Annotated in this window: 12 protein-coding genes; 5 read left to right on the forward strand and 7 right to left on the reverse strand. The window is 42.8% G+C overall.

The annotated features are described in order from the left end of the window. Positions 1-61: 61 nt before the first annotated feature. Positions 62-529 (reverse strand): DUF4870 domain-containing protein, encoded by a 468-nt coding sequence (locus ACFFAP_RS28185; protein ID WP_375514328.1) that lies wholly within the window; start codon positions 527-529, stop codon positions 62-64. A gap of 333 nt (positions 530-862) precedes the next feature. Between ACFFAP_RS28185 and ACFFAP_RS28190 the strand changes: the two genes are divergently transcribed. The 3 genes from ACFFAP_RS28190 (at position 863) to ACFFAP_RS28200 (ending at position 4,442) form a co-directional block, all read left to right on the forward strand. Next, on the forward strand, positions 863-2,371 hold the full coding sequence (locus tag ACFFAP_RS28190) for a BamA/TamA family outer membrane protein (protein WP_375514329.1): 1,509 nt from the start codon (positions 863-865) through the stop codon (positions 2,369-2,371). A gap of 472 nt (positions 2,372-2,843) precedes the next feature. Beyond that, positions 2,844-3,731, forward strand: coding sequence for a DUF1932 domain-containing protein (locus ACFFAP_RS28195; protein WP_375514330.1), 888 nt, complete (start codon positions 2,844-2,846; stop codon positions 3,729-3,731). Positions 3,732-3,770: 39 nt separating this feature from the next. Further along, on the forward strand, positions 3,771-4,442 hold the full coding sequence (locus tag ACFFAP_RS28200) for an O-methyltransferase (protein ID WP_375514331.1): 672 nt from the start codon (positions 3,771-3,773) through the stop codon (positions 4,440-4,442). Positions 4,443-4,769: 327 nt separating this feature from the next. Here ACFFAP_RS28200 and ACFFAP_RS28205 read toward each other — a convergent pair whose 3' ends face one another. From ACFFAP_RS28205 to ACFFAP_RS28220, 4 genes are all read right to left on the reverse strand, one after another. Next, positions 4,770-5,858 carry a sensor histidine kinase gene (locus ACFFAP_RS28205; RefSeq protein ID WP_375514332.1) on the reverse strand — a complete coding sequence of 363 codons (1,089 nt, stop codon included), beginning with the start codon at positions 5,856-5,858 and terminating at the stop codon, positions 4,770-4,772. Between the two features lie 5 nt (positions 5,859-5,863). After that, entirely contained in the window at positions 5,864-6,574 is a 711-nt protein-coding gene (locus ACFFAP_RS28210) for a response regulator transcription factor (RefSeq protein WP_375514333.1), read from the reverse strand. 400 nt (positions 6,575-6,974) lie between these two features. Beyond that, on the reverse strand, positions 6,975-7,670 hold the full coding sequence (locus ACFFAP_RS28215) for an NYN domain-containing protein (RefSeq protein WP_375514339.1): 696 nt from the start codon (positions 7,668-7,670) through the stop codon (positions 6,975-6,977). 469 nt (positions 7,671-8,139) lie between these two features. Continuing rightward, positions 8,140-9,219: a fatty acid desaturase gene (locus tag ACFFAP_RS28220; protein WP_375514334.1), complete on the reverse strand. Its 1,080-nt coding sequence runs from the start codon at positions 9,217-9,219 to the stop codon at positions 8,140-8,142. Between ACFFAP_RS28220 and ACFFAP_RS28225 the strand changes: the two genes are divergently transcribed. Continuing rightward, complete coding sequence (locus ACFFAP_RS28225; RefSeq protein WP_375514335.1) at positions 9,213-9,341, forward strand: hypothetical protein; 129 nt, start codon at positions 9,213-9,215, stop codon at positions 9,339-9,341. The two genes, ACFFAP_RS28220 and ACFFAP_RS28225, sit on opposite strands and share 7 nt — an antisense overlap. A gap of 96 nt (positions 9,342-9,437) precedes the next feature. Here ACFFAP_RS28225 and ACFFAP_RS28230 read toward each other — a convergent pair whose 3' ends face one another. Together ACFFAP_RS28230 and ACFFAP_RS28235 are read right to left on the reverse strand one after the other, a co-directional pair. Continuing rightward, positions 9,438-10,490 (reverse strand): fatty acid desaturase, encoded by a 1,053-nt coding sequence (locus tag ACFFAP_RS28230; protein WP_375514336.1) that lies wholly within the window; start codon positions 10,488-10,490, stop codon positions 9,438-9,440. Between the two features lie 319 nt (positions 10,491-10,809). Continuing rightward, a complete protein-coding gene (locus ACFFAP_RS28235; RefSeq protein ID WP_375514337.1) occupies positions 10,810-11,631 on the reverse strand; it encodes an acyl-CoA desaturase in 822 nt (273 codons plus the stop codon). An 88-nt stretch (positions 11,632-11,719) separates the two neighbouring features. Between ACFFAP_RS28235 and ACFFAP_RS28240 the strand changes: the two genes are divergently transcribed. Continuing rightward, positions 11,720-12,961: an aminotransferase class I/II-fold pyridoxal phosphate-dependent enzyme gene (locus ACFFAP_RS28240; RefSeq protein ID WP_375514338.1), complete on the forward strand. Its 1,242-nt coding sequence runs from the start codon at positions 11,720-11,722 to the stop codon at positions 12,959-12,961. Positions 12,962-13,130: the final 169 nt, after the last annotated feature.

Here is a 13,130-nt window from a genome sequence, read left to right on the forward strand (position 1 = left end):
AAAATGTTTAATCTTTGTTGGAAAATTGTAGATATTAAATAACAGAAGCTTAATCATTTTTTTATCGTAAAACTCTAATTGTCAAAGGATAACGATAATGCTCACCATTGTAAGCTTTTATAGAGGCAAAACTCACGACAAACGATTGTAGTACAAGTTTAAATGAAATTAATGATATAAGTACAAGTAATAAATTATCTAAAGTGTTTTTTATCTCATTACTTGAAGTATGGGTAGTTACTGCAAAACTCAAGCTAGTGAAGACTATAACTAAGAATATAGCAATAACAAATAAAATATATAATGTTAAAGAAATCTGAAAGTTTAGAGATTCCTTACCTTGGAAATCAATCCACGGATATTGTGTTTTTTTTAATTTCCAAATTAACAATGGAGCTAAAAGATTTAAAGGTAAATATAAGGGAATACCAATAAATACTAAAAAAACCAATAATATCCACCCTAAGAAAGCCGATAAATGACAAAAGGTCGCCCAGATACGCACTTGTTGTTTAGGTTTTTCTCTCATGGCTTTTTATTTATTAGTGGATTTAGCAGATAATTCTCCATTGTAATTCTCTATAAAAAGCTAAATAAGAGCTTAAAACCTGAGTATTCCTCTGTCATAGGATTCGGGAAGAGGTTCTATTTTCTAGACTATACCTTTTTCTGACAGTAGCGTAAACTCTAAACCTTTGAGGACTTTATCAAGAGCGATCGCAGAAAACAGCCTGAGAGTTTATACTGAGTACTGGCGCCAGCAACCGGATTTTAGGATACCCAGTAGCAAGGTTCATATAGAATTTACGCACAACAGATCCGCTCTACGTAGTAAACTTAATAACACTAACGGATTTTCAATATGCGAGTTCAAATAACTGTAGTTGCGATCGCAGTAATGTTAGTGGGTGGGAAAAATCTAGAAGTCCTTGCAGACTCGCAATCTTCTACTCAGGATGGATCTAGTGGTATTGTTACCCCGGAAGCTACGATCCATATAGGAGAGTATGCCAAATATGGTGATTATATAGGAGTCACTTCAGGAGATAACCAGACCCTTGAATTTTCTCAAAAAGTTGTCAAAGACATCCAGATTCGTTTTATTAATTACAAAGGTGAGTTGTTTGATGATAAAGGTCAGCCGATCAAAGGGCGGACTCAGACAGATTTTATCATTGGTTTGCTAAGACTCAAACCTGGTCAGGTATTCCGTGAAGATTTACTTCAAGCAGACTTGCAACGATTGAGGAGATTAGAGTCATTTAATCAAGTAAATGTTGATCGAGAAGAAGATGCAAAGAGTATTTATATCATTTATAAAATCAAAGAGCGTGACTTCCCTTCTCTAATCTTAGGAGGCGGTAATAACGATGATGTTGGGTTATATGGGCGGGTAGGTTACAAAGATGCAAATATTAGCGGTCTTAACGATAAATTAGATACAACTGTGCAGTTCAGCAGTAAAGATGTCCAGTTTAATGGTCAATTCACTAGTCGTTATCGTCCTGGAGAACCAAACCGCTTAGGCTATAGCATTAGAGGTTTTCGTAGTCGAAATATATCGGGAACCTTCAACGAAGATATCAGATTGTCTAACGGCAACAAAGTGCGAGAGGGAAGGTTTGGGGGTTCTGTGGGAGTTTTAGGAGCTTTTGATGAGTGGGATACATCAGTGGCTCTCAACTATACCAGGATTAGCCTACGCGATCAAGAATATAACGTTGCACAGGTCGATAGATTAGGGAGTCCCCTATCTGTGAGCGGTACTGGCATTGATGACCTATTTATAGTATCATTCGCTTTATCCAGAGATCAACGCGATCGCAAAGACAATCCGACTCAAGGATCAATCCTCACCCTGAGTACAGAACAAGCGATTCCCATTGGATTGGGTAATATTTCCAGCAACCGCCTACAGGGAGACTATATTCAGTATTTACCAGTCAGTTGGATAGGGAATGCTAGACCAACCGACAATCCAGAAATGTTGGCGATTAATTTACAAATTGGTACAACTATTGGAGACTTTCCACCAGCTGATGCCTTTAATATTGGTGGGCTAGATTCTGTCAGAGGTTACGGTTATGGTAAAGTTGCCAGTGGTCGCAGTTATGGTTTAGCTTCGGTGGAATATCGTTTCCCAATTTTACAGTCAATCGGAGGAGTTCTCTTTACTGACCTCGCCTCAGATTTCGGATCTAGCGAAACCGTGCTAGGAGAACCAGGAGTGCTGCGAGACAAACCTGGAAGTGGCTTTGGTTACGGCTTAGGATTGCGAGTCAAGTCATCCTTTGGGCTGATTCGAGGCGACTTAGGAATTAGCAACCAAGGAGAAGTTAGATTTGAAATTACTACAGGTCAGCGATTTTAATCCCATTAGTTTTTACTTTGCGTTCCTACCCTGCAAGAAGGCAAAGCGCCTATGCGTTAACCTCTGCGTCTGCGTTTAAATCTTCTCTTTCCAATCCCTTCTGAACATGAAAAACTTGCAAGTTCTAGAAAAAGGGTTTTCATCCGTCCTGATTATTGATATTCAGACCATACCTGCGGGTGTTCTTCCGTTTGCTTTTCTCAATTGCAATTCATTAAAATTTCTATTAGGGATTGAAACTACAGCGTTGATGCACAACTGCTGGTAGGGGTGGATTGCAATTCATCAAAATCCCTATAGATATGAAGATTCTTTTACTCCTGCCTCCTGCTTATCTCTTTGCAGATAGCTTGCTTGTTAAGCTTATCCGTGGTTTGATTTAAATACGATATCTATATCGAATTATCGTACTTTTTGACCGCTCAATTACCTGAATTAACTTGTCAGCGACAAAGTAAATATAAAACTTTCCATGCCTATCCAAACTATTGGTATTTTAAGTCCAGGTGATATGGGACAAGCGATCGCAGCTGTTCTCAATCAAAATGGATTGAAAACTATTGCTGCTTTAGACAATCGCAGTGAACGAACTCGGCAATTAGCAGCCGCAGCCAACATCCAAGATGTAGGTTCCCTCACGCAACTAGTAATTGAATCTGATGTAGTCTTGTCAGTTCTAGTCCCCGCAGCAGCCACCGAAGCAGCGAATCTTGTAGCTGAGGCGATCAGCAATGTTGGTAAACCCATTCTTTACGTTGACTGTAATGCGATCGCACCCCAAAAAGTCATCAGTATCAGCCAACTTATTGAATCAGTTGGGGGAACATTCGTAGATGCATCAATTATTGGCCCACCACCACGAGTTCCCAATCGCACCCGCATTTATGCTTCGGGAAAACACGCCAGTCAACTCCTACAACTGCGGGATCATGGCTTGGATGTGCGGGTGATTGGTGATGAAATTGGTCAAGCTTCCGGTTTGAAAATGTCCTATGCAGCCCTGACAAAAGGACTTACAGCAATCGGCACAGAATTACTAATAGCAGCCCATCGTTTAGGCTTGGATAAGCAACTATGGGATGAAGTGTCTAGTAGCCAACAGGAACTTGCTAGCATATTAACCCGTTCGATTCCATCGATGACACCGAAAGCGCATCGTTGGATAGGAGAAATGGAAGAGATTGCAGAAACTTTTAAAGAGTTAGGTCTGACTGAGCGCATTTTTTACGGTGCAGCCGACGTTTACCGCTTGGTGAAAGAAACCTCCTTGGGTAAGGAAACACCAGAAGAATGCAATCGCGATCGTCCATTGGATGAAATCATTACAATCCTCTCCGATGAAGCAATCTCCGACACCTAATCTTAAGTATTTTATAGATAGGGTAAAAAGCGAGAATCTATGACTCAAGAGCAATGGACTGCGGTCGATCATTACTTTACCAATCTACTTGTGCCGCCCGACCCCGCGCTGGATGCGGCGCTCCAGACCAGCGCGGCAGCCGGACTGCCACCGCACAACGTTTCGCCAAACCAGGGCAAGCTGCTGCTGCTGTTGGCGCAAATCCAAGGGGCGCGAAGCATCCTGGAGATTGGCACGCTGGGCGGCTACAGTACTATTTGGCTAGCGCGGGCCTTACCTAGCAACGCCCGTCTGATCACCCTGGAGGCTAACCCAAAGCACGCCGAAATCGCCCGCGCCAACATCGCCCATGCGGGTCTGTCAGATATTGTTGACCTGCGCCTCGGACAGGCACTCTCTACGCTGCCACAGATTGCCGCCGAGGGTCATACATTTGACCTGATCTTCATTGACGCCGACAAGCCAAACAATCCAGATTACTTCACATGGGCACTCAAGCTTTCCCGTAGCGGTAGCCTAATCATTGCCGATAATGTTGTGCGTAACGGAGCGGTGATTGATGCCACCAGCAGCGATCCTAGCGTCCAAGGGGTGCGTCGCTTCAACGAACTACTCGCCTCTGAGCCGCGCGTCAGCGCTACGGCAATCCAGACTGTGGGCAGTAAAGGATACGATGGCTTTGCGATCGCGATCATCACCACTGACCAATAAGGTATTGAACCAAGAACCGTGAATTTATTGCTAAATTTTTGCAATCGCTCTTTAAGCTTGAATAGCAAGAGATTGTTATTTGGTCAGTCTTGGGAACGATTTTGAGGGAACAGGTAGGCGATCGCAGCATAACCCGAAGCACTAAGTAAACTAACCAAAAAAGCAGCCAAAATAAAAGTAGACATAATATTACACTGTATGCATTTCCAAAATCTCGGCATCGATCAAAAAACAAAGACTTTGGATACTTTCAAATTAGCAATTGGGTATGACACAGCCGTGACTACCTTATGTCAATCCCTTGTATGTCAAGGGTTTTGACTCAACTCAAGCCAAAGGCAGAAAAAACCGAAACGTACTGCCAACTCCCAACTCGCTTTCTACCTGAATCTGACCGCCTTGTAGTTCAATCAAACGACGGGAAATAGTTAAACCAATACCAGTGCCTCCCGAATGGCGATCGCGCGATTGGTCAGCTCGCCAGAAGCGCTCAAACACATGGGGTAAATTTTCTGGAGCGATACCAATACCTGTATCTATAACCGCAATCCAGAGAAAAGAAGCTTCAGTGCCAACACGAATGGTAATTGAACCTTCATTCGTGTAACGCACTGCATTACCCAGCAAATTAACTAACACCTGTTCTGTGCGGTCAATATCTGCCAATACAGGAGGCAGCACAGATGGACATTGCAATACCAGAACTGGCCCATCTTCTAATAGCTGGTCGGTAAATTTCTCTACTAATGACTCTAACAACGGACGCAGATTTACCCGTTGGATATTAATTGGTAGATAGCCAGCTTCTGCCTTAGACAGTTCTTGTAAATCGTTCACTAACCGCTCTAACCGCCTAGTTTCTTTAGCTAAACGCCGATAAATTTCAGGAGACGCTTCAATTTCCCCATCAGCCAGTTCTTCCAAATAACCGCGCACCACTGTTAACGGAGTCCGTAATTCATGGGTCATGTCTCCAATCACTTCTCGCCGCCGCGCTTCTACCCCTTCTAAACTGGCTGCCATCCGGTTGAAACTAGCACCCAATCCATTAAGTTCTGGAATGTCAGACATCGGTAGTCGTGCATCCATCTGACCAACAGCAAATTTTTGGGTGATTTGTTCCATCTCGGTCAACCTCTGCATAATCCGTCTGGACACCCAGTAACTCAATCCTCCGGCGGCGGTGGTGCCAACTAACACTGACCAAATAGTGCTTCGCTGCCAAGCAAGTTCAAATCCTGCAACCAATTCAGTACGGACATCGATTAAGTCAAACCCCTGATTTTCTAATCGTTCCAAATGTAGTACAAACAAGCGAGGGGAAGAAATTTTGCTGATGCTCACCAGACTAGCTACCCCCACGATCATTACTACTAAGTGGGAGAGAAATAGGCGCCCTCTCAGCCCCATTTTCATAAGATTTACCCTACCAGAGGATCTTCAAATTTATAGCCCACCCCAACAACAGTTTTAATAAAAGTAGGATTTGCCGAATCAGGCTCAATCTTTTTTCGCAACCGAGCTACATGAGTATCCACCACTCGTTCATCGCCAAAAAAGTTATCTCCCCAAAGTTTATCAATTAGTTGAGTGCGATTCCAAACTCGACCAGGATTGCTGACAAAGGTAGTTAGCAAGTTAAATTCTAGGGTAGTTAAGTCTAAAATCTCAACTTCTTTGGAATCCATCTGACGACTAGCAGTACGCTGGTCTACATCGACAAAAAAGTGTTGGGTACGATTGACTTGATGCTGTCCCCCTTGGCGGAGGCTACGCCGCAATAGTGCCCGCACCCTAGCTACTAACTCTCTGGGGCTAAAGGGTTTAACCATGTAATCATCAGCACCAGTAGATAGACCAATGACGCGATCAATCTCCTCACCCTTAGCCGTGAGCATTAAAATGTAAGGATCTTTTGCACCTGGTTTCTGGCGAATTCTAGCACAAACTTCCAACCCATCTAAACCAGGAATCATTAAATCCAGAATGATTAAATCAGGTGGAAGCTCAAGAAACATCCGCAAAGCATTCATGCCATCGCGGCTAGTGCGACAAAAAAATCCTTCTTTTTCTAAAGAGAGTTCGATTAAACGAGCAATTTCTGGTTCATCTTCAACGATTAAAATATCCATTTCAATTAGGGTCGAGCAAAATACGCAAATAGAACTGGGGACTAGTGGTCTGTGTGATTAATTCTGAGAGTTAAGAGAACGAACCGCATTCGCGCAGCGTCTCTAAGAGTTGGACGCAAAGAGCGCGTACCCCTGCGGGGAAGCAAGCTACGCGCAGCGTCTCGCAGAGAAGTATAAGAGGTAAAGAAGAGAAATTTAAAACTGATTCACCTAATCATTACTTTTGCCATAGAGTACTAGTGGTCTATCGCATTAATTTTGATGAGTTCGTAGTAAGCACAAAGCGTGCTTATAAATCCCGCACTAAAGTCCTTAGTACAAACTTTTTCACCTAATCATTACTTTTGCGATAGAGTACTAGTATACTGTGGGGGAAGTTTACCTACCTTTAACAAGGGTTTTAAAGGTTTGAATTTGACGGCGTGCGATAACTATAGCCAACATTAGAATCTTTTTGAATGTGTGCCTTAATACTATCAAGGTCAATGAAGCAATCAGCAACATCAATCAAACTTTCACTAGTGGTATTTTGTAGACTCACCACTTCCACCCGAACCCCCATTCTACTGACAGCATTCACAGCATAGGCTAGATCCCCATCGCCACTGACTAAAATCGCAGTATCATAATAAGGAGCTAAAGTTATCATGTCTACAGCAATTTCTACGTTCAAATTTGATTTTTTGAAATTTTCTGCTGGTTGCGTGATATCTTTAGCTACTACACGATAGCCATTACGACGCATCCACAATAAAAAACCCTGTTGCTTTTCATTTGTGATATCAACCCCAGTATAAAAGAAAGCACGCAACAGTCTTGAACCGTTAGTTAAATGACAAAGCAATTTAACGTAGTCAATTTCTATACCGAGTTGTAACGCTGTATGAAATAGGCTTAAGCCATCAATAAAAATAGCAACTCGACCACGATTCAAGTTATTTAAAATTGAACTATCAGGTGCTGTATCTTCCGTCTTGGTATCTTTACTTTTGACAGGAGTATCGCTCAAATTTTGCCCTTGCCAATGTGGTTTAGCTTTGAGTACTTTAGGTTCTTTAAATTCATTTCTTTGTTTGCTAAAATTAGTTATAATCATTGATACCTCTAATTTCAAAGTTGGAAAGAGTTTTGGGTAAATTGTCTATACTATATATAGTCTAGTCTGTGCTGATTAATAACCTTAGCAGGTAATGGTCTTAAGTCAATACATCAAGATAAATTTAACTGGTGTCTTCTGCGCAAGCAAGAAAAAGAGTCTAGCGCAAAGGTTGCGATCTGCCCTAGAATCTGGGGAACGTCATCTATCTATATTTTATTTTACAGCTAGGAAGTTGAAATTTCCGGCAGCCTAAGAATGCTCAAATACTGCCAGAGTTAGAATAACTAATAATGTAATATGCGATCGCCCCTCAAAAGGGAAGTTTTGGTAAAGTATTTAAGTAATCTTTAATACAACCTTTCTAAAAGTTTATCTAAATCAGGGAGTGCTAAATGGTCAATAGTCAGAAAACATTGACGAAAATACAAGATTCCCGACTTTTTTAAAGAAGCCGGGAATCTGAATCTTAGTTTTTAGCTAACTTATTGTTGGATGTGTAGTAAACCTTACTACCAGTATCAGGGACAAAATGGCAGTTGATACATGAATTCCATACTGACTTCCAAATTGGTTCTTCGGATTTGTGGAAATACTCACCCATCACTGGTTTTATTGCCTCAGTTGCCTTCAGCAAATTGTAGTGAGGGATGTTAAGGAATATATGGTGAGCAACATGAGTACCGATATCGTGATGGATATGATTAACCAAACCATAATCACGGTCAATACTAGAAATTGCGCCTTTGAGGAAAGTCCAATCTTCTCCACGATACCAGGGAAGCTCTGGCTCAGTGTGGTGCAAGAATGTCACTAAATCTAGCCAAACTATGAATACAAGGTAAGGCACAGCGTAATATTTCAGCAACCACATCCAACCCCATTGGTAGGTGAGGAAACCTAGCAAACCTACCATGCCAATCAAAAGTACAGTGCTAGTGATGACATCCCATTTTTCCGATGGTTTGAAAAGCGAACTGCTGGGCAAAAAGTGTGAGCCTTCTTTATTAGGAGAACGCTTAAACAAATACACAGGATAAGCCAAGAGAAAAACATAATATCTACCTATCTTCTGGGCTAAAGGCATCTCCTTGTATTGTGATTCTGTCACAGGATACCAGCTTTCATCGTTATCAATATTCCCAGTATTTTTGTGATGAGTTCTGTGACTAATCCGCCAACCATGATAAGGAACAAGTATTGGTGTGTGAGAAAGATGTCCAATCAAATCATTGAGCCATTTCTGCTTAGAAAAAGATTGGTGTCCGCAGTCATGCCCGACTACAAACAAAGCCCAAAACATCGTTCCTTGCATTAGCCAGAAAATCGGGAAGAAAAGCCAAGAATCCAGGTAATGAGCAACTGCATAAAGCAGACCAATAATCAGGATGTCACGAAAGAAGTAAAAAAGCGATTTTGTCACATTTGGCTGAAAGCACTCAGCAGGAATTGCAGTTTTTAAATCTTGAAGAGTGAAAGGTAATTTAGTCGTATCCTCAGAGGTTTCACTGCTAAGAGGATTGTTGAAACTGATGATATTTGATGGCACTGGATTCTTTTGTTGGATATAAATCGGAACTTTATTTGAGACAAAATTATCTCACCTCTAGGATGCCCACGAAACTAGCGATCGCTAACATGCAAGAGGATAATTTCTGGCAATTTGCCTAACAATTTTAGTCAGTAAATAATTGCCAGATTCTATTTAAACACAGCATGATAAACGCTCTCGAACCGACGAGAGCGGGAGTGTAATCACAGCGCTATTTATTGCTCTGTGTAATGTTCGTCGAAAGTCTTATAGCCAACATCAGTTGTGTATAGTTGACATTGGTCTGTAATCTGCTTCATTAAAGGCCAAGAAAACTGACACTCATCATGCAGATAAGGCTCCCAATTTTCTTTGATGCTGCTGTAAGCTAGCCGCAAATTATAAGAAGGAATCGCAGTGGAAATATGATGAGGGACATGAACATTAATATCGTGGCACAAGACTTCTACCCAGCGCGGATAATCGCAATGGATAGTGCCAGATAACTGTGCTAGAGCCTCGTTCCACTTGTTCGCTGTCGCAAAAGGAACATCTGCGGCAGTATGGTGAACAATGGTAAAAGTACTCATCCAAAAATGGTAAATCATCCAGGGCACTAGCCAAAACTTGACAAATCCCCAGATACCAGTTGTGGCAATGAGAGTCGGGAAAGCGATCGCAGCAAACACAACTACTACAGCCACAGAAAGCTTGATACTCGATTGGTCTTTCGTTTTGAAGTTCCGCCAATCAAAATGCACCACAGCCCAATGTCCAATGGAACCTACCCACCAGAGGCGTTTACGCATGAACAACTTAAAAGCAGACTGCCGGGTTTTATCCCAATTTTCAAACACTTCTGGTCTGATTGGATGCCAAGCGTTGTCCTCATCCAGCTTGTTGGTATGAGTATGGTGATAATTATGCTTAATACGCCAACTGTGAAAGGGGTAAATCAACGGCATCATGAAGAAATGCCCCACCAAATCATTTACCCAACGACGTTTGGCAAAAGACCTGTGACCACAATCATGGCCAATTACAAAAAAACCTGTTAAAGCAGTGCCCGTAAAAATCCAAGCTAGGGGCAAGAGAAACCAAGGAGTGATAATCAGGCTGTAATAGCCCAAGGCAACCGCCAAGACACTAAGCAGTACTTGTGTCCAAGCTTTGCGACTGTTCTGCTGAAAACATTCCCGTGGCAGGGTTTTGACAATATCTTTGAGCCGGAAGTCGGAATTACCAGGCTCGTCACTTAGTTTCTGGCTATTAATTATTGATGTAGTCATGAACACCTGAAAAACAACAAACTCCTCCACCAAGTCACTAAAAAAGTGGCTTGCCGCAAAATTTCTTAATATTAGCGCTTCGGATTATAGCAATGTAACCGACACAAGCGCACCAGTAAATAGCTTTTTGAAAAGTCAGGAGTTAGAAGTGATGAATTATGAGTTGAAAACCTTACACATCCTCACTCCTGTACAGACGTGATTAATCCCGTCTCTCCTGTACGCGATTAATCGCGTCTCTCCTGTACAGACGCGATTAATGAGCCAGCGCGTTGCGGGGGTTCCCCCCGTTGTAGCGACTGGCGTCGCGTCTCTACTGCTAACTAACTTTTGTTGGGGCCAACTTCACATTAGTAGCTAGACCAACTGCTTGGAGCAATTGAACAGTCATCCAAGTTAAATCGATTTCCCACCATTCCAGCCCATGACGAGCTGAGTATTGAAAAGCATGATGGTTATTGTGCCAGCCTTCACCAAAAACTAGTACGGCTACCCACCAGCAATTAGTCGATCTATCACCAGAATCATAGCTCCGATAACCAAATTTATGAGTAGCGCTGTTCACCAACCAAGTGCAGTGATAAACCCAGACAATGCGAACAAAAATTCCCCAAATAACAAAGGGCCAGCCACCTAGAAGCAAAAGCAATACACCTAGAGCAACCTGGATCAAAATAAAATATTTTTCTAAAAACTGATAAACTGGGTCTTCGGCAATGTCTTTGGTGAAACGAGGAACGTCAGCGTGAGCGGGACAGTAGTGAATCAGCCAATCCATGTGGCTCCACCAGAAGCCTTTGTTAGAATCATGGGGATCAGCGTCAGTATCAGAGTTTAGATGATGAATGCGATGTGTCCCGATCCACTCAATTGGGCCTCCTTGACAGGAAAGTGTGCCGAAGAAAACCAGGAGATACTCTAGCCACTTGGGAGTTTGAAAACTGCGGTGGGTGACAAGGCGATGAAATCCTAGAGTCACGCCTAAACCACCAGTCACCCAGTACAGCAAGAAACCCACACCAACTGCCGTCCAGCTAAAGTTACCAGGAAGAAAGGCAAATAAAGCGCCGATGTGCAGTCCAATGAAAAATAGGGTATTAACCCAGTTGATTTGAGGTTTTGTTGAGGTAGCAATTGTCATGCAGTAACCTGAATTTGAATTTTCCAGCCTAGTCTGCGCGATCTTAAAATCCGCATATCTATAATAATTTTTTGTGAACGAGGAACTGATGAACAGCTTAGAACAGCTGCGGCAAGCAGAACAGGCACTATTAGAAATTTTTTCTGGTATTGACGCTCAGGTCAAGCATAATCTAAAACGAGTGCTGGATGCCTTTCGTAATCACCGTGTAGGCGCACACCACTTCGCTGGTGTAAGTGGTTATGGTCACGATGATTTAGGACGAGAAACTTTAGATAAAGTTTTTGCCGAAGTTATGGGTGCCGAGGCGGCGGCGGTGCGAGTGCAGTTCGTTTCGGGAACTCATGCGATCGCCTGTGCTTTGTTTGGTGTACTCCGTCCTAGAGATGAAATGTTAGCAGTGGTTGGTTCTCCCTACGATACGCTTGAAGAAGTCATTGGTTTACGGGGTCAAGGTCAAGGCTCCCTTATTGAGTTTGGCATAAATTACCGCCAATTAGAGCTAACCCCCGAAGGAACTATAGATTGGCAAGCAATAAGAACTAGTGTGGCTGAAAACACTCGTTTAGTCTTAATTCAGCGTTCTTGTGGCTATTCTTGGCGTCCTAGTTTATCAATTGCTGATATTGAAAAAATCGTCCACTTAGTCAAACAGCAAAACCCGAACGCCGTTTGCTTTGTGGATAACTGCTATGGCGAATTTATTGAAACCAGAGAACCTACAGCCGTAGGTGCTGATTTAATGGCAGGGTCATTGATTAAAAATCCTGGTGGTACTATTGTCAGTGCTGGCGGTTATGTTGCAGGTCGCGCCGACTTAGTGGAAGCCGCCGCCTGTCGCCTCACTGCTCCCGGTATCGGTAGTTATGGCGGTGCTACTTTTGACCAAAATCGCCTGCTGTTCCAAGGCTTATTTCTGGCTCCGCAAATGGTAGGAGAGGCGATGAAAGGGACTTATCTTACTGGTTATGTATTTGACAAACTTGGTTATCCAGTGAATCCCGCACCTTTAGCGCCCCGTGGGGATGTAATTCAGGCAATTAAACTCGGTTCTGCCGAAAAGCTAATTGCCTTCTGTAAAGCCATACAACAGCATTCTCCTATAGGTTCCTATCTTGACCCTGTTCCAGATGAAATGCCGGGGTACGAGAGCCAGGTAGTCATGGCTGGGGGGACATTTATTGAAGGGAGTACCTTGGAATTATCGGCAGATGGGCCAATGCGATCGCCGTATGTGGTTTATTGCCAGGGGGGGACTCATTGGACTCATGTAGCGATCGCTCTGGAGGCTGCGATTAATGCAGTAGGAAGTGCTGGCGAACAATTATAGCATATATTCCGCAGCGCATGAGGTTTATTGATTGAGAAATTAGTGAAAGGCGCTCGCATTTGTTATTTCGGCGATCGCATTTGTTACTTCGGCGATCGCATTTGTTATTTCGGCGATCGCATTTGTTATTTCGGCGAACCCATTTGTTATTTCAGCGACACCATTTACT

The sequence above is a fragment of the uncultured Nostoc sp. genome (assembly GCF_964245575.1).
Classification (GTDB): Bacteria; Cyanobacteriota; Cyanobacteriia; order Cyanobacteriales; family Nostocaceae; genus Nostoc.

Excerpts from the sequence above, each read along its gene's own strand:
- ACFFAP_RS28240 (WP_375514338.1), top strand. The coding sequence starts at position 11,720 with ATGAACAGCTTAGAACAGCTGCGGCAAGCAGAACAGGCACTATTAGAA.
- ACFFAP_RS28190 (WP_375514329.1), top strand. The coding sequence starts at position 863 with ATGCGAGTTCAAATAACTGTAGTTGCGATCGCAGTAATGTTAGTGGGT.
- ACFFAP_RS28200 (WP_375514331.1), top strand. The coding sequence starts at position 3,771 with ATGACTCAAGAGCAATGGACTGCGGTCGATCATTACTTTACCAATCTA.
- ACFFAP_RS28225 (WP_375514335.1), top strand. The coding sequence starts at position 9,213 with ATGGCACTGGATTCTTTTGTTGGATATAAATCGGAACTTTATTTGAGA.
- ACFFAP_RS28215 (WP_375514339.1), bottom strand. The coding sequence starts at position 7,670 with ATGATTATAACTAATTTTAGCAAACAAAGAAATGAATTTAAAGAACCT.
- ACFFAP_RS28230 (WP_375514336.1), bottom strand. The coding sequence starts at position 10,490 with ATGACTACATCAATAATTAATAGCCAGAAACTAAGTGACGAGCCTGGT.
- ACFFAP_RS28195 (WP_375514330.1), top strand. The coding sequence starts at position 2,844 with ATGCCTATCCAAACTATTGGTATTTTAAGTCCAGGTGATATGGGACAA.
- ACFFAP_RS28210 (WP_375514333.1), bottom strand. The coding sequence starts at position 6,574 with ATGGATATTTTAATCGTTGAAGATGAACCAGAAATTGCTCGTTTAATC.
- ACFFAP_RS28235 (WP_375514337.1), bottom strand. The coding sequence starts at position 11,631 with ATGACAATTGCTACCTCAACAAAACCTCAAATCAACTGGGTTAATACC.
- ACFFAP_RS28185 (WP_375514328.1), bottom strand. The coding sequence starts at position 529 with ATGAGAGAAAAACCTAAACAACAAGTGCGTATCTGGGCGACCTTTTGT.
- ACFFAP_RS28205 (WP_375514332.1), bottom strand. The coding sequence starts at position 5,858 with ATGAAAATGGGGCTGAGAGGGCGCCTATTTCTCTCCCACTTAGTAGTA.